Below are 21,040 nucleotides of genomic sequence, written 5' to 3'. Positions count from 1 at the left end.
CCTGTGTCGTATCCGGTATTAGACCCCGTTTCCAGGGCTTGTCCCAGAGTGCAGGGCAGATTGCCCACGTGTTACTCACCCGTTCGCCACTAATCCACCGCCGAAGCGGCTTCATCGTTCGACTTGCATGTGTTAAGCACGCCGCCAGCGTTCGTCCTGAGCCAGGATCAAACTCTCCGTGAATGTTTACCGGTAATCCGGTGAAACACACACGAGAGCGGAACAGGTCGGAGGAATAGTCCAACCCGTTCACAGCGTCCTCGCTGTGTGTGCCTGTCCGGAACACTGTCCGGCAGGTCTTTTCAAAGGAACCTCGTCCCAGCGGATGCTGGAGACGGGGTATCAACATATCTGGCGTTGACTTTTGGCACGCTGTTGAGTTCTCAAGGAACGGACGCTTCCTTTGGCCCCGTTTCACCGGGCCCTCCGGGCGCTTCCCTTCGGTGTTTCACACTCTATCAGGCCTTTTCGGTCTTCCGAACCGCGGTCCTTTCTGCAGTCAATGCACACATCACATGAAGCGATGCAGGCATGCAGAAGTGGTCGAGATTCTTTGATCAAGACTCTGATGGGGTGCTGTCCCGTTCCGCGGGCCGCAGTGATTGCGTCCTCGTGTCCGGGGCAGGTGTTAGACAGTACAGCGGGGGTTGGGGCGAGGCAAATCGGGGGAAGGGACGCCGTCCAGCGGCACCCCTTCACACGCGTGATCGCACCTCGCGTCTGTCGTGCGGAACGTCCACTTCTTATGACTTACGCTCTGACCGGTGCGCCGTCCGGGACAGGTAGTGACGGCGACCTGATAGATCTCCACCCCTGGGAGGCTTCCCATGACCACCGTGACGTCCCCGCTCGCCGGACGCGCCATCGGGCTCAGTGCAGTTCCTGACCCCGTCTTCTCCGGCGCGATGGTGGGGCCCGGTACCGCGATCGACCCGGAGCGTGAGCCTTCCGTGGCGCTCGCGCCCGTGGACGGCGTCGTCGTCTCTCTGCACCCGCACGCGTTCGTCGTCGTCGACGGCGACGGGCACGGAGTGCTGACGCACCTCGGCATCGACACCGTTCAGCTCAACGGCGAGGGCTTCGAGCTGCTCGTCAACAAGGGGGACAACGTGACGCGCGGCCAGGGCGTCGTCCGCTGGAACCCCGCCGCCGTCGAGGAGGCCGGCAAGTCGCCGGTCTGCCCCGTCGTCGCGCTGGAGGCCACCGCCGACGCGCTCGGCGACGTGCGCGAGGACGGCGACGTGAAGGCCGGGGATCAGCTCTTCAGCTGGCAGTGATGCGCGGCGCCGTTCCGTAGGGCACGCGCGCGTGGCGCGCGCGGACCGGCAGCGTGGACCGAGCGGCCGTATCGGGCCGCACGTACGACAGTTCAACGCGACGGCAGTGACCGTCGCATCACACGGAGACGGGTGCAATGGAGACAACGCTGCGAGGCGTCGGCGTGAGCCACGGTGTCGCCATAGGCGAGGTGCGGCACATGGGCACGGCGGTGCTGGAGCCGCCGGCCAAGCAGATCCCCGCCGAGGAAGCGGAGCGCGAGCAGGGGCGCGCCCGCCAGGCCGTGGAAGCCGTGGCCGCCGACCTGATCGCCCGCGGCAACCTCGCGGGCGGTGAGGCGCAGGCCGTGCTGGAGGCCCAGGCCATGATGGCCCAGGACCCCGAGCTGATGGCCGACGTCGACCGCCGGATCGCGGTGGGCAGCACGGCCGAGCGGGGCGTGTACGACGCGTTCGCCGCGTACCGTGCGCTGCTGGCCGGCGCGGGTGAGTACCTGGCGGGCCGGGTCGCGGACCTGGACGACGTGCGGAACCGTATCGTCGCGCGGCTGCTGGGCGTGCCCATGCCGGGTGTGCCGGACAGCGACGAGCCGTACGTGCTGATCGCGCGGGACCTCGCGCCGGCCGACACGGCGCTGCTGGACCCGTCGCTGGTCCTCGGCTTCGTGACCGAGGAGGGCGGGCCGACCAGCCACAGCGCGATCCTGGCGCGGGCGCTGGGCGTGCCGGCCGTGGTGGCGCTGCCGGGTGCGCACGAGCTGGTCGAGGGCACGGTGGTGGCCGTGGACGGCAGCACCGGCGAGATCTTCGTCAACCCGAGCGACGAGAAGCGAGCGGAGATGGAGCGGGCGGCCGAGGAGCGGAAGGCCGCGCTGGCCGCCGCGACGGGGCCGGGCGCGACGTCCGACGGGCACAAGGTGCCGCTGCTGGCGAACGTCGGCGGTCCGGCTGACGTGCCGGCGGCGGTGGAGGCCGGTGCCGAGGGTGTCGGGCTGTTCCGTACGGAGTTCCTGTTCCTCGACGACAGCAAGAACGCGCCGTCGGAGGAGAAGCAGGTCGAGGCGTACCGCCAGGTGCTGGAGGCGTTCCCCGAGGGCCGGGTGGTCGTGCGCGTACTGGACGCGGGCGCGGACAAGCCGCTGGACTTCCTGACGCCGTCGGACGAGCCGAACCCCGCGCTGGGTGTGCGGGGTCTGCGTACCCTGCTCGACCACCCCGAGGTGCTGCGGACCCAGCTCACCGCGCTGGCCAAGGCGGCGGAGGGGCTGCCGGTCTACCTCGAGGTCATGGCGCCGATGGTGGCGGACCGTACGGACGCGAAGGCGTTCGCCGACGCGTGCCGTGAGGCGGGTCTGCAGGCGAAGTTCGGTGCGATGGTGGAGATTCCGTCCGCCGCGCTCCGGGCGCGTTCGATCCTGCAGGAGGTGGAGTTCCTGTCGCTGGGTACGAACGACCTGGCGCAGTACACCTTCGCTGCCGACCGTCAGGTCGGTGCGGTGTCCCGGCTGCAGGACCCGTGGCAGCCCGCGTTGCTCGACCTGGTGGCCATCTCGGCGGAGGCCGCCAAGGCCGAGGGCAAGAGCTGTGGTGTGTGCGGCGAGGCGGCTTCCGACCCGCTGCTCGCGTGTGTGCTGACCGGTCTTGGCGTCACCAGCCTTTCCATGGGTGCGGCGTCGCTTCCTTACGTGCGCGCGACGCTGGCGAAGCACACGCTGGCGCAGTGCGAGCGTGCGGCGTCGGCTGCGCGTGCGGCGGACACTGCCGAGGAGGCCCGTCTGGCGGCGCAGGCGGTGCTCTCCGGCGAGTGAGCGGAGGGCCCGGGGCTCGCGGGGTTCTGCCCGGCGGTGCCCGGTGCCCGGGTGTCGATGGCCGTCCCGCCCTTTGTGGCGGGGCGGCCATCGCCGTTTGCGGGCGGAAGACGCGGGGCTCCGCCGCGCTGTCCTGTGGGTGGGCCGTCCGCGGTGTCGTTACGTGTCCCCGCAGTGCCGGTGGGGGTAGTCGGGTGCCGGCAGGGCGATGCCCGGGAGGTAGTCGACGCCCGGTTCGGGTGAGATGGGGTCGCCGGTCCTGGCGTCGGTGCAGTACGCGGAGAAGACCTCGGCGGCGGTGAGGGCGGTGAGCCGGCTGTCGCGGAGGGACCAGCCGCGGACCACGTCGCCGTGCTGGTCGTCGAGGGTGCGGGCGACGACGCCGCCGGGGCCGCGCAGGGCGATGCCGGCGGCGAGGACGGTACAGAAGACAAGCGCTTCCGCTTCGGCGAGGTGCAGGCGGCCGTCGTGGTCGGCGGTGGCGTGCACGGCGGCGAGGAGCGGGGTGCCGGCGCCGGTGGGGACGCTGCAGACGAGGTGGTGTCTGCCGGGGCCGAGGGCGTCCAGGAGCCGCAGCGTGGCCTGGGAGGCATGCTCGAAGGCGTCGTGTGCGGTGTCGCCGGCGCAGGTGGGGCAGCGGCCGAGGTCCGAGAGGAGGGCGCCGGCGCGGTCCCAGGTCTCCTGGCGGTCGGCTTCCGCGAGGAGGGTGGGCAGGGTGTCGGTGAGCCGGCGGCCGGTGTACGGGACGGTGGCGCCGGCCGTGGCGATCTCGGTGGTGTAGCGGGCGCGGCTCTCCGGCCGGTCGGGGTCGAGTCCGGTGTCGGTGCAGTAGGTGGCGTACTCGGCGGGGTCGAAGAGGGTGAGGGCCGTGTGCCGGCCCTGGGCGGTGAGGGTGCGGAGCAGGCTGTCGAGCCGGCGGAGGTAGCCGGGGTGGTCCTGGCCGGTGAAGGGGAAGGTGCGGTAGCGGCTCATGGCCGCGAGGTCCTCGGGTGTCGGCAGGACGGCGAGGGTGCCGGGGACTTCGCGGCCGAGCCGGCGTGGGGTCGGGGTGGTCCTGCGCCGGGCGCGGCGCGTGGACCTGTGGGTGCGGCGGGTGTGGTGCCGCTTGGCGCCCGGCTGTTGGCTGCGTGCGGTGCTGGTCATGGTTTCCCCCTTGGTGACGCTGCGAGCGGGCGCGGACCGGCCGGTGGGCCGGCCCGTGCCCGGGCGTCGTCGTCGCCGACGACTCATTGCTCACTGAGCGTAAGCGAGGGGTCTGACAATGGCCGCCGCGAGCCGCCGGAGCCGGGCGTGGCCTGGGGTTTCCGGCGGCTCAGGTGATCACTTTGCGCGGTCGGCGGCGATCCGCTCGTAGAACCGGAGGAGTTCGAGGTTGTCGACGGAGCCGGGGTTGACGGCCTTTTCCAGCGGGGTGCCCTGGAGCAGGCGCTTGACGGGTACTTCGATGCGCTTGCCGGTGAGGGTGTGCGGCACGCCGGGGGCTTCGATGATGTCGTCGGGGACGTGGCGCGGCGAGAGCTGGGTGCGGATGGTCTGCTTGATGCGGCCGCGCAGGTCGTCGTCGAGCGTGGCGCCTTCGGCGAGGTGGACGAAGAGGGGCATCCAGTAGCCGCCGTCGGGGAGTTCGAGGCCGATGACGAGGGATTCGCGGATCTCGGGGAGGCGTTCGACGGCCTCGTAGATGTCGGCGGAGCCCATGCGGACGCCCTGGCGGTTCAGTGTGGAGTCGGAGCGGCCGTGGATGACGACGGTGCCGCGTGCGGTGAGGGTGATCCAGTCGCCGTGCCGCCAGGTGCCCGGGTACATCTCGAAGTAGCTGTCCCGGTAGCGGGTGCCGTCGGGGTCGTTCCAGAAGCGGATCGGCATGGAGGGCAGCGGGTTGGTGACGACGAGTTCGCCGACCTCTTCGGTGAGCGGCTTGCCGTGCGGGTCCCAGGCCTGGAGGTCGGTACCGAGGCAGGGGGCCTGGAGTTCGCCGATGTACACCGGGAGGGTGGGTACGGCGCCGGCGAAGCAGCTGCAGACGTCGGTGCCGCCGCTGACGGAGGCGATCCAGAGGTCTTCGGCGACCTCGTCGTGGAGCCAGCGGAAGCCGTCCGGGGGCAGCGGGGAGCCGGTGGTGGCGACGCACTTGACGCGGGACAGGTCGTAGTCGCGTCCGGGGTGGACGCCGGCCTTGGCGCAGGCCATGACGTAGGCGGCGGAGGTGCCGAAGAGGGTGGCGCCGGTGCGTTCGGCGACGCGCCACTGGGCGCCGGTGTCGGGGAATCCGGGGCTGCCGTCGTAGAGCACGATGGTGGAGCCCGCGAGGAGGCCGGCGACGAGGAAGTTCCACATCATCCAGCCGGTGGAGGTGTACCAGAAGAAGCGGTCCTCGGGGCCGAGGTCGCAGTGGAGCCCGGTCTGCTTGAGGTGTTCGAGGAGGATGCCGCCCTGGGACTGGACGATGGCCTTGGGGAGTCCGGTGGTGCCGGAGGAGTACAGGACCCACAGGGGGTGGTCGAACGGCACCTGTTCGAAGACAAGCTCTTCGTCCTGGGAGACGACGTCGTCCCAGTGGAGCGCGCCTTCGGGGGCCTCGGTGCCGAGCAGCGGGATGTGCACGACGGCGGTGAGGCTGGGGAGTTCGGCGCGCAGTTCGGTGACCGTGGCGCGGCGGTCGTGTTCCTTGCCGCCGTAGCGGTAGCCGTCGACGGTGAACAGGACGACGGGCTCGACCTGCTGGAAGCGGTCGAGGACGCTGCGGGCGCCGAAGTCGGGGGCGCAGGAGGTCCAGACGGCTCCGACGGCGGCGGAGGCCAGGAGGGCGACGACGGCCTGCGGGATGTTGGGTACGTAGCCGCTGACGCGGTCGCCGGGGCGGACGCCGAGGCGGCGGAGCGCGGCGGCCAGGGAGCCGACCTGGGCGCGCAGCTCGGCCCAGGTGACGGGGGTGGTCTCGTGGGTCTCGTCGACGTGCAGGAGGGCCGGCTGCTGGGCCCTGGCGGAGTCCTCGCCGGCACGCAGGGCGTGCTCGGCGTAGTTGAGGGTGGCCCCGGGGAACCAGCGGGCGCCGGGCATGGTGGCGTCGGCGAGCACGGTCTCGTACGGGGTGCTGAAGCGGACGTCGAACCATTCGGCGGTGGCGCGCCAGAAGGTGCTCAGTTCTTCGATGGACCAGCGGTGCAGGGCGGCGTAGCTGGCGACCGGGTCTCCCGGTGTGGCGGCGGGTGCGCCGTAGTGGGCGGCCGCCCATTCCTGGAAGCGGGTGACCTGTGCTCCGGCGATACGGTCCGCGCCGGGCCGCCACAGGGGCGCCGGGTGGGTTGCGGGCTGCGGTGCGGTGGTCATCATGCGGCTCCCGGGCTGTACACGGTTGGTGTGCCGGTCCGTGCGCCGCGGTGGGCGGTGCCGCCGGCGTCCCTGTCCGGTGGTGCCCGACGCGTCCGTGAGGGTGCGCAGGACACGACTGCTCAGGACGATGCCACGTGATCGTCTTCCGCACCAGGGTGGGCGCCCCATATTCGGGGGGAGAGGTGTGTGGCGCGGACACGGTGTGAAGGGCGTGCACGAAGGGGGGCCGGTCCCTGCCGAGCAGGGTGTCTCTTTTGCGGACACAGCAGGTCAACGCAGGTGAACGGAGGCTGAACGATGCCTTCACGGGGGTATGTCGATGGCAGGCTGAGCGGTATGGACGGGCGGGATCTGGTGCGGTCGGCATGGACGGTCAGGGCAGTGGGCGCGACGCGCGGTTGGTTGTCGGTGCGGTCGGCGCTGCGGCGCAGGAGGGCCGATGCGGCGGGGCTGCCGCGGCGGGGTACGGAGCGGGCGCGGGTTCCGGGTACGGCGGTGGGGGCCGAGCCGGAGCCGGGCGGCGGGGTGGTGCGGTTCGCGCGGTCGTCGCTGCGGGTCCGGGTGACGGCGGGCGGCGCGGTGTTCTGCGGCTGGGACGGCGCCACTCCGGAGCCGTCGTACGCGCTGGTGGGGACGGGCCCGGACGCGGACGGCCGGGCGGAGCTCGAGCCCGACACCGAGGGCGGCTGGCGCGTGGTGTCGGAGCGGGTGACGGTGGCGGTGTCGCGGTTCGGCGCGGTGGAGATCCGTACGCCGGGCGGGGTGGTGCTGCGCCGGGAGCTGCCGCCCCGGTGGTGGGACGTGGTGCCGGATACGGAGTCCGTGGACGGCGCCGCACGAGGGGGCCGTAGCGGCACGGAGGCGGTGCCCGGGGACGGCTTCGAGGAGGCGGTGCGGGCCGGTGCGTACGGGGGTGAGTCGCGGTGGGTGCAGCGTTCCGAGGTGGCCGCCGACGCGCGGTTCTTCGGGCTGGGCGGCCGGGCGAGCGGGCCGCGGCTGCGGGACGGCACGTACCGGCTGTGGAACACCGATCCCGGGGGTGCCTTTGGGCCGGGGGACGATCCGCTGTCGCTGACCATGCCGGTGCAGCTGGTCGTCGCGGACGCCGGCACGCATCTGGTGTTCCACGACAACTCCTGGGACGGGACGGTCTCGCTGTCCGAGGGCGAGGAGGGCCGGGGCTCGGGGCACGACAGGGCGGGTTCCTGCGAGCTCCGTATGGAGGGCGGTCCGCTGCGCTACTGGGTGCTGACGGGCACGCCTGCCCGGGTGCTGCACGGCTGGGCGTCGCTCACGGGGGCGCCGGCGCTGCCGCCCCGTTGGGCGCTGGGGCATCAGCACTCGCGGTTCGGCTTCGGCGATGCGGCCGAGGTGCGCCGGGTGGCCGCCGGTTACCGCGCGCACGGCATTCCGCTGACGGCGCTCCACCTGGACATCGATCACCTCGACGGCCACCGGGTGTTCACGGTGGACCGCACGCGGTTCCCCGATCTGCCGGGGCTCGCCGCCGAGCTGCGCCAGGAGGGCGTGCGGCTGGTGTCGATCGTCGATCCGGGTGTGAAGGCGGAGCCGGGGAACGCGGTGTACGAGAGCGGGGCGGCGGCCGACGCGTTCGTGCGGGAGGCGGGCGGGCGCGAGGCGCGGGGCGTGGTCTGGCCGGGCGAGGTGGTCTTCCCGGACTTCACGGACGCCGGGGTGCGCAAGTGGTGGGGCGGCCTGTACGCGGAGCGGCTGGCCCAGGGGTTCGCGGGCGTGTGGCACGACATGAACGAGCCGTCGTCCTTCGCCGCTTTCGGGGAGCGGACGCTGCCCCGGTCGGCGCGGCACGCCCTGGAGGGCCGGGGCGGGGACCACCGCGAGGCGCACAACGTGTACGGGCTGGCGATGGCGCGTGCCGGCTATGAGGCGCTGTGCGAGCTGCGTCCGGAGGAGCGGCCGTTCCTCTTCTCGCGCTCCGGGTGGGCGGGACTGCAGCGCTACGGAGGCACCTGGTCGGGGGACGTGGCGACGGGCTGGGAGGGGTTGCGGGCCTCCTTGTCGCTGGTGCTGGGCCTGGGGCTGTGCGGTGTGCCGTACAGCGGCCCGGACATCGGGGGCTATTCGGGGGTGCCGTCGGCGGAGCTGTACCTGCGGTGGTTCCAGCTGGGTGCTCATCTGCCGCTGTTCCGTACGCACTGTGCGCACGACGCGGGGCGCCGGGAGCCGTGGGAGTTCGGCGACGAGGTGCTGGAGCACGCCCGTGCGGCGGCCCTCGAGCGTGAACGGCTGCTGCCCTACATGTGCACGCTGGGGCAGTTGGCCCGGCTGACCGGTGCGCCCTACGTACGGCCGCTGTGGTGGAAGGCCGCGCGGGACCGGGCGCTGCGTGACTGCGAGGACGCGTTCCTGCTCGGTGATGCGCTGCTCGTGGCGCCGGTGCTGGAGGAGGGAGCGCGGCGGCGGTCCGTGCGGCTGCCGCGCGGTCGGTGGTACGACACCGCGACGGGCCGGGCGTACGAGGGGCCCGGGCAGGTGGTGGTCGACGCTCCGCTGGCGCGGATTCCGGTGCTGGCGCGGGCGGGTGCGGTGCTGCCGGTGGCGGGCGCGGACGGCGAGGTGGAGCTGGAGGTGTGGGCGCCGGCCCGGGGGCGCAAGGGCGGCGGAATTGTCGTACCGGATTCCGGGGACGGTTGGGAGCCCCCGCGCGTTGAACGGATGGAGTCGCAGTGGGAGGCGGGACGCGTGGTGGTGAGCCGGCCGGACGGGAAGCCGGTGGGTTACCGGGTGCGCGTGCGCGGCGACGAGTCCCACGGAGCGGCCGACGGGGCCGGGGGCGGTGCGCTCGGGCAAGGGTGACAGGGGGAAGACGGTGGCGGACGGGGCCGGGGACGTGGGGGCGGCGGGCGCTGCGGGCGATTCCGGGGAGACACCCGGCGGGTCGTTCGGCGGCGCGGCCCGGAGCGCGTCGGAGCTGGCGGATCTGGTGACGCCGATGGCCGTGCGGACGGCCGCGACGCTGCGCCTCGCCGACCGGATCGCCGAGGGCATACGGACGGTGTCCGCGCTGGCCGGCGCCACGGGCAGCGATCCGGGGGCGCTGGAGCGGCTGTTGGACCATCTGATCGCGGTGGGGCTGCTCCGGCGGGCCGGTGCGGAAGCGTCCGGGTACGCGCTCACCGCCGCGGGCGAGGAGCTCCGGGACGGGCATCCCGGCGGGCTGCGCCGGAGGCTGGACACCGGTACCGCGGTCGGGCGTGCCGATCTCGCGTTCGTGGAGCTCGCGCACTCGGTGCGGACGGGCGCCGCGGCGTTCCCGGAGCGGTACGGGAAGGACTTCTGGGCCGACCTGCGGGCGGATCCGGCGCGGACGGCGGACTACGACGCGCAGATGGCCGTGGACGTGACCTCATGGGCCGAGGCCGTGCTGCCGGTGTACGACTGGGCGGGGCTCGGGCGGCTGGTGGACGTCGGCGGGGGCAACGGCACGATGCTCGCCGCGTTGCTGACGGCCCATCCGGGGCTGCGCGGCACGGTGTTCGATCAGCCGGAGACGGCACGCGCGGCGCGGGCCACGCTCGCGGCGGCCGGGGTCACGGACCGCGGGGACGCGGTGGGCGGTGACTTCTTCGGGGAGCTGCCACGAGGCGCGGGCGGCTATCTGCTGTGCGCCGTGCTGCACGACTGGGACGACGCGTCGGCCGTGGCGATCCTGCGGAGCTGCGCGCGGGCCGCGGGCCGTGCGGGCAAGGTGCTCGTGGTGGAGAGGTTCGGCGTCGGCGGGGAGGCGGTCAGTACGGCGATGGATCTGCGGATGCTGGTCTACTTCGGCGGCCGCGAGCGGGGTGTCACGGATCTGACAGCGCTCGCCGGTCGGGCGGGGCTGGTGGTGAGCGGGGTCCGTCATGCGGGACGGCTGGCGGTGGTGGAGCTGGTGGCGGCCTGATCAGGGGCGCGGGGCGGGCGTGGCGCCGTGCGCGTGGTGGTCTTCCGCCGGCCGGGGCGGGCCTGGTAGACGAGGGGCATGCCAAGACTTGCTGCCGCGCTGCGCGGCCTCGCCGTCACCGCCGCCTCCCTGGTCTCCGTCGCCGCGCTGCCCTCCGGGGCCGTGGCCCAGCAGCCGCACGGAACGCCGTCCGCCGGCCCGGCCGCGCCGGCCACGGGTGCCAAGGACCCGAAGGCGCCGAAGGAGTTCGTGGCGCTCCGGGACGTGGATCCGACGATCCGGCAGGAGATCCGGTACTACACGCCGCACAACTTCATGGGCGTACCGGTCACCGGGTACGAGCAGCCGATGTGCATCCTCACGCGGGACGCGGCGAACGCGCTGCACCGGGCGCAGCTCTCCTTCCTCAAGAAGGGCTACACGCTGAAGGTGTACGACTGCTACCGGCCGCAGCGGGCGGTGAACCACTTCGTGGAGTGGGCGAAGGACCTCGGCGACCAGCGCATGAAGGGCGAGTTCTATCCCCGGGTCGACAAGTCAACGTTGTTCGACGACGGGTACATCGCGGAGAAGTCGGGGCACAGCCGAGGCAGCACGGTGGACCTCACGCTGGCGAAGCTGCCCGCGCTGCCCACCCGTCCCTACGTGCCCGGCGAGCCGCTGCACCCGTGTTACGGCCCGAAGGACGAACGGTTCCCCGACAACTCGCTGGACATGGGCACCGGCTTCGACTGCTTCGACACCCTGGCGCACACGCTCGATCCGCGCATCAAGGGCGAGCAGCGGAAGAACCGGCTAGTCCTGAAGGAGGGGCTGGAGAAGGCCGGCTTCGTGAACTACGCGAGCGAGTGGTGGCACTACACCTTCCAGCCGGAGACGTTCCCCGACACGTACTTCGACTTCCCCATCGCGCGGAAGTCGCTCGGCGGACGGCACTGAGCGCAGCGGACGCGCCGCTCCCGACGACCGTCGGCACCGGCCACGGTTGGCTCGTCGCCTGAGCGGCGGCCGGCGCTGACAGCCACGGCGCACCGGCGTACCGTGCGCCCATGACGACTCGGGAATTCACCAGCTACGAGGACTTCTGGCCGTACTACGTCGCGATGCATTCGAAGGCCGCGACCCGGTGGGTGCACCTGACGGGCACGCTCACCGGGCTCGCGGTCTCGGCGTACGGGCTGATACGGCGGCGCCGGAAGCTGCTGCTCGGTCTGCCGCTGATCGGGTACGGGACGGCCTGGCCCGCGCACTTCCTCATCGAGGGCAACAACCCGGCGACCTTCGGGCACCCGGCCTGGTCGCTGCGGGGAGATGCGCAGATGATCCGCATGATGCTGGCGGGGCGGGACGCCGAGCTGGACGAGATCGCCCGCAAGTGGCTCGCGGAGAACGCGGAGTAGGCCGCTCCTCCCCCGGTCCGCCCCCGAGCCGGCGGCCGGTCGCTCACAGCCGCCCGCCCGCCGAGTCCGACGAGAGCCGCTGGGCCGCGTGGACCGGGATCACCGACAGCGCGATGAGCAGGGCGGCGACGACGTTGATGACCGGGGCCTGGTTGGGGCGGGCCAAGTTCTCGTAGATCCAGATGGGCAGGGTCTTCGTCCCCGGTCCCGCGGTGAACGTGGTGACCACGATCTCGTCGAAGGAGAGCGCGAAGGCCAGCAGGGCGCCCGCGAAGAGGGCCGAGCGCAGCGCGGGCAGCGTGACGTGGCGGAAGGTCTGGGCGGGGCGGGCACCCAGATCGGCCGAGGCCTCGGCGAGCGAGGGCGCGATGCGGCGCAGCCTGGCGGCGACGTTGTTGAAGACGATGACGACGCAGAACGTCGTGTGGCCGACGATCACGGTGAACAGGCCGAAGCCGATGCCGAGCGGGTCAAGGACCGTACGGAACGCGGCGTTGAGCGCGATGCCGGTGACGATGCCCGGCAGTGCGATGGGCAGCACGACCAGGAACGAGACGGTCCGCCGGCCGAAGAAGCGGTGCCGGTGGACGGCGAAGGCGGCCAGCACGCCGAGGACCAGGGCGAGGGCAGTGGCCCCGAGGCCGGCCCGCAGGGAGGTCCACAGGGCGTCCCGCACGCCCTGGCTGTGGACCGCGCGCCCCCACCATTCGCCGGTCAGGCCGCTGGGCGGCCAGGCGAAGGAGCGGTCGGCATTGAAGGAGTTGAGGACGACCAGCAGCAGGGGGACGTAGACGGCCGCCAGCCCCGCGGCCATGAGGGCGCCGAGCACGATCCGGGCGGTGCGGGTCAGATGCACCTCATGTCCTCCTCGCGGGTGCGGGGCCGGTGTTGGTGTCGGCGCGGGTGCCAGTGTCGGTTCCTGTTCCCGGCAGAACCGGCCCGGAAATTGGTGGGACATCGGATGCCGGATGCGGGAACCGGGGCGTACGGCGGTCCGTTGTCACGGTGAGTAAGGAAAATGGGACGGACAGCGGGGGTGGAGAGCGAAGTGGCATACGGGGGGTCACAGTGAATCCAGGGCTCCGGCGCGCCGCACGGCCGCCAGGTAACAGACGATCAGCACGACCGGTACGGCGGAGAGCGCGGCTGCCAGCGGCAGGTCGAGGGTGACCTGTGAGGCGATGACGTTGCCGAGCAGCTGGGTGCGGCCGCCGACGATCTGGACGGTCAGGTAGTCGCCGAGGCTGAGGGAGAAGGTGAAGACCGAGCCGGCGAAGAGGGCGGGGCGTACGGCGGGCAGGACGACGAGGCGCAGGGTGCGCCAGGCGCCGGCACCGAGGTCGGCGGAGGCCTCCAGGTGGTGCGTGGGCAGCCGCTCCAGGGCCGCGAAGACGGGGAGGATCATGTAGGGGAGCCAGAGGTAGGCGAGGACGAGGACGACGGCGGTCAGGCCGTAGCCGGGGCCGGCCAGGCCGAACGGTGCGAGGACGGCGTTGACCAGGCCGTGTTCGCCGAGCATGACGCGCCAGGCGTACGCCTTGACGAGGTAGCCGGCCCACAGGGGCGTCAGCACGGCCACGAGCAGGGCGCGCCGCCACCGGCCGGACGCCACCCGCGCCATGAAGAAGGCCATGGGGAGGGCGAGGAGGGCGTCGATGAGGGTGACGGCGACGGCGACGCCCAGGGTGCGCAGGGTGATCGTGCGGTAGACCGGGTCGGTCAGGATCGTGCGGAAGTTGTCGATGTTCCAGAGGTGAACGACATCGGAGGTGAAGCTGTCGGTGGTCCAGAACGCGGAAAGGAGCAGGACGGCGAGCGAGCCGAGGTAGGCGAGGCCGAGCCACAGCAGGGGTGGCGTCAGCAGGGCCGCCAGCCTCAGCCGCGCGCCGGTCCGGGACAGCGGCTCCGGAGGTGTCTCCTGCGGTGGGCTCCCCTTCGGCGGGGTTCCGGCCGGCGAGGTCTCCGTGGGCGAGGTCACCGGTTGCCCTCTCAGCCCTTGATCTCCGTCCAGGCGCGGGTCCATTGGGCGTAGTCGGTGCACTGCACGTTCGTGCGGCCGTCCAGGCACTGCTTGACGGGCGTGGTCCAGAAGTGGACGCGCTTGTAGTACGCCTCGTCGTCGGCGTGGTACGTGGCGCAGTGCGAGGAGTCGGCGGTTTCCCGGCACGCCTCGGCGTTGGCGGGGGCCTCACCGAAGTACTCGGCGACCTGGGCGTTCACCTTCGGTGAGACGATCCAGTCGAGCCACTTGTACGCGCAGTTGGGGTGCTGGGCCTTGGCGGCCACCATCCAGGTGTCCGACCAGCCGGTGGCGCCTTCCTTGGGCAGGACGGCCTTGACCGGGGCCTTCTCGCCCTTGGTGAGGTTGGCGATGACCTGCCAGGTGGTGCCGACGACGCTGTCGCCGCCCTTGAAGGCGGTGACTTCCTTCTGGTAGTCGCTCCAGTACTCGCCGATGCTGGCGTGCTGCTTCTTGAGGAGCGCGACGGCGGCGTCCAGTTGCTTCTGGTCCAGCGCGTACGGGTTCTTGATGCCGAGCTGCGGCTCGCTCTTCATCAGGTACAGCGCGGCGTCGGCGATGTAGATGGGCGAGTCGTAGGCGGTGACCTTGCCGGCGTGCTTCGGTGCGTCCTCGAAGACGGCCCGCCAGGAGTCGGGGGCCGGCTTGACCTTGTCGGTGCGGTACATGAGGAGGTTGGCGCCGCGGCCGTGCGGGATGCCGTACATCTGTCCGTCGACGGAGTTGAACGGCTGCTTCTTCAGGCCCGCGAAGATGTCCTTGTAGTTCGGTACGAGCTTGGTGTTGACGGGCGCGGCGTCGCCGGAGGCGATCAGGCGCAGGGTGGCGTCGCCCGAGGCGGAGACCGTGTCGTACTGGCCGGTCTTCATCAGGGAGACCATCTCGTCGGAGGTCCCGGCGATCTTCGTGTTGACCTTGCAGCCGGTCTGCTTCTCGAAGGGGTGGACCCAGTCGACCTTCGGGTCGTTGGAGCCGTCCTCGGCGTAGCCGGCCCAGGCGATGACGTTGACCTGGCCTTCGCCCTTGCCGAGCGTCTTCTTCATCGGGACGTCGGGAGCGCGGAAGCCGCCGCCCCGGGCGTCGCCTCCGCCGCCACCACCGCCGGAGGAGCCGCATCCCACGGCCAGCAGCAGGACCGTGGCCGCGGCTGCGGCCTTCCACACGTACGTGTTGCGCATCCGGTTCATCTCCCGTGGCACACGGCGTCAGAGACAGGCGCTGAGCGTCGCCAGTATCCGGATCAAGGGCCCGCTCCACCAGAGCGCGTCGGGAAACGATCGGGTCAAACCCCGGCGGGGAGAGCCGCTCGGGGCGGGACGGAAAGGAGGGTCAGTTGGGGACGGGGTAGGCGTCGTCGAGGTGCCAGGTGAGGCGGACCGGGGAGTCGGGGGTGGTGGCGAGGGCCGGGGCGGTGTTGAGCCGGAGGACGGTCAGGCGGTCGCCGGCCTCGTCCAGGCGCACGGTGAAGCGGGTGTGCGGGCCCGCGTGGGCGATGTCGGCGACCCGGCCGGTGACGGAACGCTCAAGAGGGGCGGGAGCGGTCGGTCCGCTCGGTGCTGTCGGCGTGTGGGGGTCGTTGAGGGGGGTGATGCGGATGCGTTCGGGGCGGATGCTGTAGGTGCCGGGACGGCCGGTGATGCGCTGGGCCGCCTCGCCGCGCAGCAGGTTCGTCGTGCCGACGAAGCCGGCGACGAAGGCGGTGGCCGGGCGGTCGTAGATCTCCAGGGGCGCCCCGACCTGTTCGATGCGCCCGCCGTCGAGGACCGCGACCCGGTCGCTCATCGTCAGCGCCTCCTCCTGGTCGTGGGTCACCAGGAGGAACGTGATGCCGGTGGTGCGCTGGATCTGCTTGAGCTCGGTCTGCATCTGCTGGCGGAGCTTGAGGTCGAGCGCGCCGAGCGGTTCGTCCAGGAGCAGCAGTCCGGGGCGGTCGACGAGCGCGCGGGCGAGGGCCACGCGTTGCCGCTGGCCGCCGGAGAGCTGCGTGGGGCGCCGGTCGCCGAAGCCGTCGAGCCGTACAGTCGCGAGAGCTTCGCGGGCGCGCGCACGGCGTTCGTCCTTGCGTACGCCGGCGACGAGGAGGGAGTAGGCCACGTTCTGCTCGACCGTCATGTGCGGGAAGAGCGCGTAGTCCTGGAAGACGGTGTGCACGTCGCGGCGGTGCGGCGGCAGGGCGGTGACGTCGCGGCCGGCGAGTTCGACGCGTCCGGAGGTGGGGCGTTCGAAGCCGGCGATGAGGCGGAGGAGGGTCGATTTGCCCGATCCTGAGGGGCCGAGAAGGGAGAAGAACTCACCCTCGTGCAGAGTGAGTTCGGCGTGGTCGACGGCGCGCAGGGCGCCGAAGTCCTTGGTGAGGGCGGTCAGGCGGACCGCCGCTGCGGGCGTCGCGTTGTCCTCGGCCATGCGGTCTCCCCGGGGTGGGACGGCTTGATCGCGCCGGGTGACTGTACCGGGGCGGCGCGGCCCGCGTCACGAGCGCGGGCCGGTGGGGCAATGCGGGTACCGGCCGCGGGCGTTCAGCGGTCGCGGCCAGTTGCGCGGCCGCGTTCTCAGCCTCGCCGGGGCACGCTGGGGGCCGCGGCCGAGGGAGGTGGTGCGGCATTTTCCTTACCGGGTGGAAGGGTGCGTGAACAGCGCGTGAACCCTGCTGCGCAAGAGGCTGGTGGGAGGCATGCTGTCCGCGTGCCTGCCTGGACGGACCAGCTCCGATTCGCCTACCAGCCCGTCGTGAACCTCACGACCGGTTCCGTCGCCGCGCTGGAGATACTCGCCCGTCCCGAGCGCGGCGACGTACTCGCCCAGGCGCACCGCTCCCCCGCCCTCGACATCGAACTGGCCGCGCTGGCGGTGCGGCACGCCGCCTACCGGGAGACCCTGCTCCCCCTCCAGGTGAACCTCTTCGCGGCGACGGCGGCCGAACTGCCGGAGCTGACGGCGTTCCGGGCGGCGGTGCACGCGGCGGGCCGGCGGCCGTGCGAGATCACGCTGGACCTGACCGGCCCGTACACCCACGTACCGGCCTGTGCCCTGCTGGAGGCGGTGGCGGGGCTGCGTGCCGACGGCTTCCGGATCTGCGCGGACGGGGTGGGCGACGGGGACCTGCCGCTCCGCCTGCTGGGCGATCTGGCGCCGGACGTCATCAAGCTGGACGCCTCGCTCTGCACGGACCTGGACGCCCGGCCGGGGCGGGCAGCGGTGGTACGGATGGTGCGGCAGCTCTGCGACGAACTGGGCGGGCTGCTGGCGGTGGAGGGCGTCGAGACGGAACGGGACTACGCGGCGGTGCGGCGGGCCGGCGCGCAGCTCGGCCAGGGGCATCTGTTCGCGCCGCCCGCGCGCCGGCCCGCGGCCGAGGTCTTCGTGCCCGCGCAGCCGCCGGCCGCGCCCGCGGTGCCCAGCGTGCCGCCGTCCGCGCCGGGGCCGGGCGGGGTGCCCGGCGGGGTGACCGGCGGCGTGGCAGGTGGGGTGACGGTCGGTACGCCGGCCGGGCCTCCGGTGGCGCAGTTCGTGCAGCCCGCTGCGCTGCTCCCGGTGACGGCCTCGGCCGAGGAGGTGCGCAGCCGGCTGACGGGGCTGCCGGCCGTGTCCGGGGTGCTGCTGGTGGACGCGGAGGGCGTTCCGGTACGGGCGGTGGACCGGGACCGGTTCCTGCTGTCGCTGTCCGGGCGGTACGGGCACGCGCTGTACGCGGACCGGCCGGCGCTGCGGCTGGGCGACCGGCCGCGTACGGTCGGCGCCGACGCGACGGCGTGGGAGGTGCTGGACGTCATCGCGGACGGCGACCGGGACCGTACGGGCGACGACGTCGCGGTCGTGGACGAACGGGGGCGGTGCATCGGAGTGGTGCACCTGGCGGACATCCTGCGGGCGCTGGCGGAGAGCCGGGTGGAGGAGGCCGCGCGGCTCAACCCGCTGACCCGGCTGCCCGGTTCCGACGCGGTCAACGCTGAGGTGGACCGGCGGATCGCGCAGGGCCGGGCGTTCGCCGTGAGCTGGCTGGACGTGGACGGGTTCAAGCAGGTCAACGACGGGGCCGGGTTCGCGGCGGGGGACGAGCTGATCCGGGCGGTGGGCGCGGCGCTGGCCAGGGCCGCGAGCGGGGACGCGGCCTGCCGGGTGGGGCACATCGGGGGCGACGACTTCCTGGTGCTGACGGACCCGGAGGGGCTGGACGCGGTGGCCGCAGCGGTGCTGGACGTGCCGTGGTCGGCGGGCGGCCGGCCGGTGACGCTGTCGCTGGCGACGGTGGTGTGCGCGGCCGGTACGGTCACCAGCCACGCGGAAACGGCAGCCGCGCTGGCCCCGCTGAAGAAGGCCGCGAAGGGACTCACCGGCGCGAGCTGGGTCCTGAGCCGCCACGGTACGACGGAGAGCGAGGTCCGCCGGGGGCGGGCGCGCGACGAGGCCGCGGCCGGCGGGCGGACACGTGGCGAAGGGGCCGGTGGGCCGGCGAGCGCCGAGGGGATCGGCGGGCCGGCCGGTTCGGCGGCCGGCCCGGTGATCGATCCAGCGGCGGGGTCGCTGCTCGGCACGGGCGCAGGCCGGCACCGGGCCCACGGTCATGCGGCCGGCTCGGCCGCCGGCCCTGGCCCCACGGCGTACGCCACGGGCCCGCACTCCCACGTACCCGTTCAGCACGGACACGAGAGGGACCAAGACGGACACGACCGTGACGGGGACCGGCCGGGCAGCGAACCGAACCGGCCCGGAATCGACACCGGCCGACACGGAGACGAACCCGGCCAGCCCGGGCACCAGTTGCGGGCCACCCGCTGAACGCCACCCCCTGAGAGCGCCCCGCACCGCCCCGTCCCCTCGCGTCCTCTCCCCCGCCCCGGCAACCCCCGTGACCCCAGCGAGCCGTGGTGTGCAAGGCCCGTCGAGTGACGCCGGTCGTTGCTGTCCATGTCCTTGACGCTCCATCACGGCCGGTGAACACTTCCGGTGTCAGTCGGCGTGCCGTACGCAGGCTCCCCCGACCGCGCGGCGCTGCCGCACGGTGTCCTGCGCACACCGGCACCCCGTCGCACTGGCGCGCTCGTCGCGGAGGCCGGGCGGGAAACGCGGGAATCACGGCCGTCGGCTCCGCCCCGTACGAACACCGTGGCGCGGCCGAATTACCTGTGGCCGGGCCGTGGGAGAGGTACGCACCCTGCACGGAGGACCGGGCCCCGTTGCCCGGGCAAGGGCCAAGGAGCCGCAGATGTATTCCAATGGGGACATATTCGTCGGTGAGGTCATCGGCACCGCGATCCTGATTCTCTTCGGCGCGGGTGTCTGCGCCGCCGTCACGCTGCACTACTCGAAGGCGAGAGCGGCCGGGTGGGTGGCCATCGCGTTCGGCTGGGGCTTCGGCGTGCTGGCCGGGGCCTACACCGCGGCGCCGCTGTCCGGCGGGCACCTCAATCCGGCCGTCACCCTCGGGCTCGCCGTCGCGGGCGACACGAAGTGGGCGCAGGTGCCGGTCTACGTCCTGGCGCAGCTGATCGGGGCGATCATCGGTGCGACGCTGACCTGGGGCGCGTACTACGCGCAGTTCGCCGCCAACGCGCAGCCGGACAAGGGGCAGCCGACGCTGGGGATCTTCTCCACCGGTCCGGAGGTCCGCAAGCCGGTGGCGAACCTCGCCACCGAGATCATCGCGACCATCGGGCTGGTGCTCCCGCTGCTGTTCTTCGCGAAGAACAAGGGCATCGGCATCGGCCCGATCCCCGGTTCCAGCGCCGGGATCTACGGCTCGGGCATCAACGTTCTGCTGGTGGCCCTGCTGGTGGTCGGCATCGGCCTCTCCCTGGGCGGTCCGACGGGGTACGCCATCAACCCGGCCCGCGACCTCGGTCCCCGTATCACGCATGCGCTGCTGCCCATCCCGAACAAGGGCACGTCCGACTGGGGTTACGCGTGGATCCCGGTCGTCGGCCCGCTGATCGGCGCGGTGATCTCGGCCCTGGTCTACAACGCGGCCTTCTGACCCAGCGCGCCGGCCGGGCCCGCCTCCGGGGGCGGCCCGGGCCGGCTCCGGGGCCGGAGTCGGCCGGCTCCGGCCCGCCGGCCGCCCCCGTACGCGGACTTCCGACCGCGCCGTTCCGCCCGCAGCCTGGCGCTGCGGGCATCCACCGCTCGCCGACTGCGGTCATCCCACCGAGGAGACGCCATGACGGACAGCACGCCGAAGAACTCGCAGAAGTACGTCGCCGCGATCGATCAGGGCACCACCTCCAGCCGCTGCATCATCTTCGACCAGGACGGCGCGATCGTCGCCGTCGACCAGCGCGAGCACCGGCAGATCTTTCCCAAGCCGGGCTGGGTGGAGCACGACGCGACCGAGATCTGGTCCAAGGTGCAGGCGGTGGTGGCGGGCGCGCTCGCCAACGCGGGGCTGCGCGCCGACCAGCTCAGCGCGCTGGGCATCACCAACCAGCGGGAGACGACGGTCCTGTGGGACCGGCGGACCGGCAAGCCGGTGCACAACGCGATCGTCTGGCAGGACACCAGGACGTCCGCGCTCTGCAACGAACTGGGCGGCGAGCACGGCCAGGACCGGTTCCGGGACGCCACCGGCCTGCCGCTGGCCAGCTACTTCTCCGGCCCGAAGGCGGCCTGGCTGCTGGACAACGTGCCGGGCCTGCGGGCCCGCGCGGAGGCCGGTGAGATCGCGTTCGGCACCATCGACTCCTGGCTGATCTGGAACCTCACCGGCGGTACGGACGGCGGGAAGCACGTCACGGACGTGACCAACGCCGGCCGGACGATGCTGATGAACCTCTCGACGCTGCAGTGGGACCCGGCGATCCTCTCGGCGATGCGGGTGCCCGAGGCGGTGCTGCCGGAGATCAGGTCCTCGGCGGAGGTGTACGGGACGGCCGTGGGCCAGCTGGCGGGCGTGCCCGTGGCGTCGGCGCTGGGCGACCAGCAGGCGGCCGTGTTCGGGCAGACCTGCTACGGCGTCGGCGAGGCCAAGAACACGTACGGCACCGGATCGTTCCTGCTGCTGAACACCGGCAACCGGCCGGTCCCGTCCAAGAGCGGGCTGCTGACCACGATGGGGTACCAGCTGGGCGGCGAGGCGCCGGTGTACTGCCTGGAGGGCTCGATCGCGATCACCGGTGCGCTGGTGCAGTGGTTCCGCGACCAGCTGGGCATCATCGACTCGGCCGAGGAGATCGAGACGCTGGCGGCGAGCGTGGAGGACAACGGCGGCGCGTACATCGTGCCGGCGTTCTCCGGGCTGTACGCGCCGTACTGGCGCTCCGACGCGCGGGGTGTGATCACCGGCCTGA

The 21,040-nt window shown here is 72.5% G+C and carries 14 protein-coding genes, 1 rRNA gene and 1 pseudogene; 9 read left to right on the top strand and 7 right to left on the bottom strand.

Annotation, left to right across the window (positions count from 1 at the left end; genetic code table 11):
* A 16S ribosomal RNA gene (locus C3486_RS32635) occupies window positions 1-183 on the bottom strand; the annotation flags it as partial.
* Between the two features lie 644 nt (window positions 184-827).
* Here C3486_RS32635 and C3486_RS32625 point away from each other — a divergent pair.
* Window positions 828-1,277, top strand: coding sequence for a PTS glucose transporter subunit IIA (locus C3486_RS32625; RefSeq protein WP_103836478.1), 450 nt, complete (start codon window positions 828-830; stop codon window positions 1,275-1,277).
* Between the two features lie 137 nt (window positions 1,278-1,414).
* On the top strand, window positions 1,415-3,085 hold the full coding sequence (ptsP, locus tag C3486_RS32620) for a phosphoenolpyruvate--protein phosphotransferase (protein WP_103836477.1): 1,671 nt from the start codon (window positions 1,415-1,417) through the stop codon (window positions 3,083-3,085).
* A gap of 159 nt (window positions 3,086-3,244) precedes the next feature.
* On the opposite strand, the gene C3486_RS32615 is transcribed toward ptsP, so the two are convergent.
* Window positions 3,245-4,228, bottom strand: coding sequence for a hypothetical protein (locus tag C3486_RS32615; protein ID WP_258053146.1), 984 nt, complete (start codon window positions 4,226-4,228; stop codon window positions 3,245-3,247).
* A gap of 177 nt (window positions 4,229-4,405) precedes the next feature.
* A complete protein-coding gene (locus C3486_RS32610) occupies window positions 4,406-6,415 on the bottom strand; it encodes an acetoacetate--CoA ligase (RefSeq protein WP_103836481.1) in 2,010 nt (669 codons plus the stop codon).
* Between the two features lie 339 nt (window positions 6,416-6,754).
* On the opposite strand from C3486_RS32610, the gene C3486_RS32605 reads away from it, so the two are divergent.
* From C3486_RS32605 to C3486_RS32590, 4 genes are all read left to right on the top strand, one after another.
* Window positions 6,755-9,253: a glycoside hydrolase family 31 protein gene (locus tag C3486_RS32605; RefSeq protein WP_103836476.1), complete on the top strand. Its 2,499-nt coding sequence runs from the start codon at window positions 6,755-6,757 to the stop codon at window positions 9,251-9,253.
* A 13-nt stretch (window positions 9,254-9,266) separates the two neighbouring features.
* Window positions 9,267-10,340 carry a methyltransferase gene (locus tag C3486_RS32600; RefSeq protein ID WP_308461282.1) on the top strand — a complete coding sequence of 358 codons (1,074 nt, stop codon included), beginning with the start codon at window positions 9,267-9,269 and terminating at the stop codon, window positions 10,338-10,340.
* A gap of 78 nt (window positions 10,341-10,418) precedes the next feature.
* Window positions 10,419-11,279: a M15 family metallopeptidase gene (locus C3486_RS32595; RefSeq protein WP_103836475.1), complete on the top strand. Its 861-nt coding sequence runs from the start codon at window positions 10,419-10,421 to the stop codon at window positions 11,277-11,279.
* A gap of 110 nt (window positions 11,280-11,389) precedes the next feature.
* The gene (locus tag C3486_RS32590) at window positions 11,390-11,740 is read left to right on the top strand and encodes a DUF962 domain-containing protein (protein WP_103836474.1); all 351 of its coding nucleotides are present in this window, start codon (window positions 11,390-11,392) and stop codon (window positions 11,738-11,740) included.
* Window positions 11,741-11,783: 43 nt separating this feature from the next.
* Here C3486_RS32590 and C3486_RS32585 read toward each other — a convergent pair whose 3' ends face one another.
* From C3486_RS32585 to C3486_RS32570, 4 genes are all read right to left on the bottom strand, one after another.
* Window positions 11,784-12,596, bottom strand: a complete 813-nt coding sequence (locus C3486_RS32585) for an ABC transporter permease (protein ID WP_103836473.1) — start codon at window positions 12,594-12,596, stop codon at window positions 11,784-11,786.
* A gap of 207 nt (window positions 12,597-12,803) precedes the next feature.
* On the bottom strand, window positions 12,804-13,763 hold the full coding sequence (locus C3486_RS32580; RefSeq protein WP_103836472.1) for an ABC transporter permease: 960 nt from the start codon (window positions 13,761-13,763) through the stop codon (window positions 12,804-12,806).
* Entirely contained in the window at window positions 13,730-14,938 is a 1,209-nt protein-coding gene (locus C3486_RS32575; protein ID WP_103836471.1) for an ABC transporter substrate-binding protein, read from the bottom strand. The genes C3486_RS32580 and C3486_RS32575 overlap by 34 nt, the downstream gene beginning before the upstream one ends.
* Before the next feature lie 151 nt (window positions 14,939-15,089).
* Complete coding sequence (locus tag C3486_RS32570) at window positions 15,090-16,163, bottom strand: ABC transporter ATP-binding protein (protein ID WP_103836470.1); 1,074 nt, start codon at window positions 16,161-16,163, stop codon at window positions 15,090-15,092.
* Between the two features lie 279 nt (window positions 16,164-16,442).
* Here C3486_RS32570 and C3486_RS32565 point away from each other — a divergent pair.
* From C3486_RS32565 to C3486_RS32555, 3 genes and pseudogenes are all read left to right on the top strand, one after another.
* A pseudogene (locus tag C3486_RS32565) lies at window positions 16,443-18,182 on the top strand (EAL domain-containing protein); the annotation flags it as partial.
* Window positions 18,183-18,963: 781 nt separating this feature from the next.
* Entirely contained in the window at window positions 18,964-19,731 is a 768-nt protein-coding gene (locus C3486_RS32560; protein WP_103836468.1) for an MIP/aquaporin family protein, read from the top strand.
* 183 nt (window positions 19,732-19,914) lie between these two features.
* On the top strand, window positions 19,915-21,040 hold a 1,126-nt coding region (locus C3486_RS32555), incomplete at its 3' end, for a glycerol kinase GlpK (RefSeq protein WP_103836467.1).

It is taken from the genome of Streptomyces sp. Ru73 (genome assembly GCF_002920575.1).
In the GTDB taxonomy this organism is placed as follows: domain Bacteria; phylum Actinomycetota; class Actinomycetes; order Streptomycetales; family Streptomycetaceae; genus Streptomyces.
This window is presented reverse-complemented; position numbering and strand designations above follow the sequence as displayed.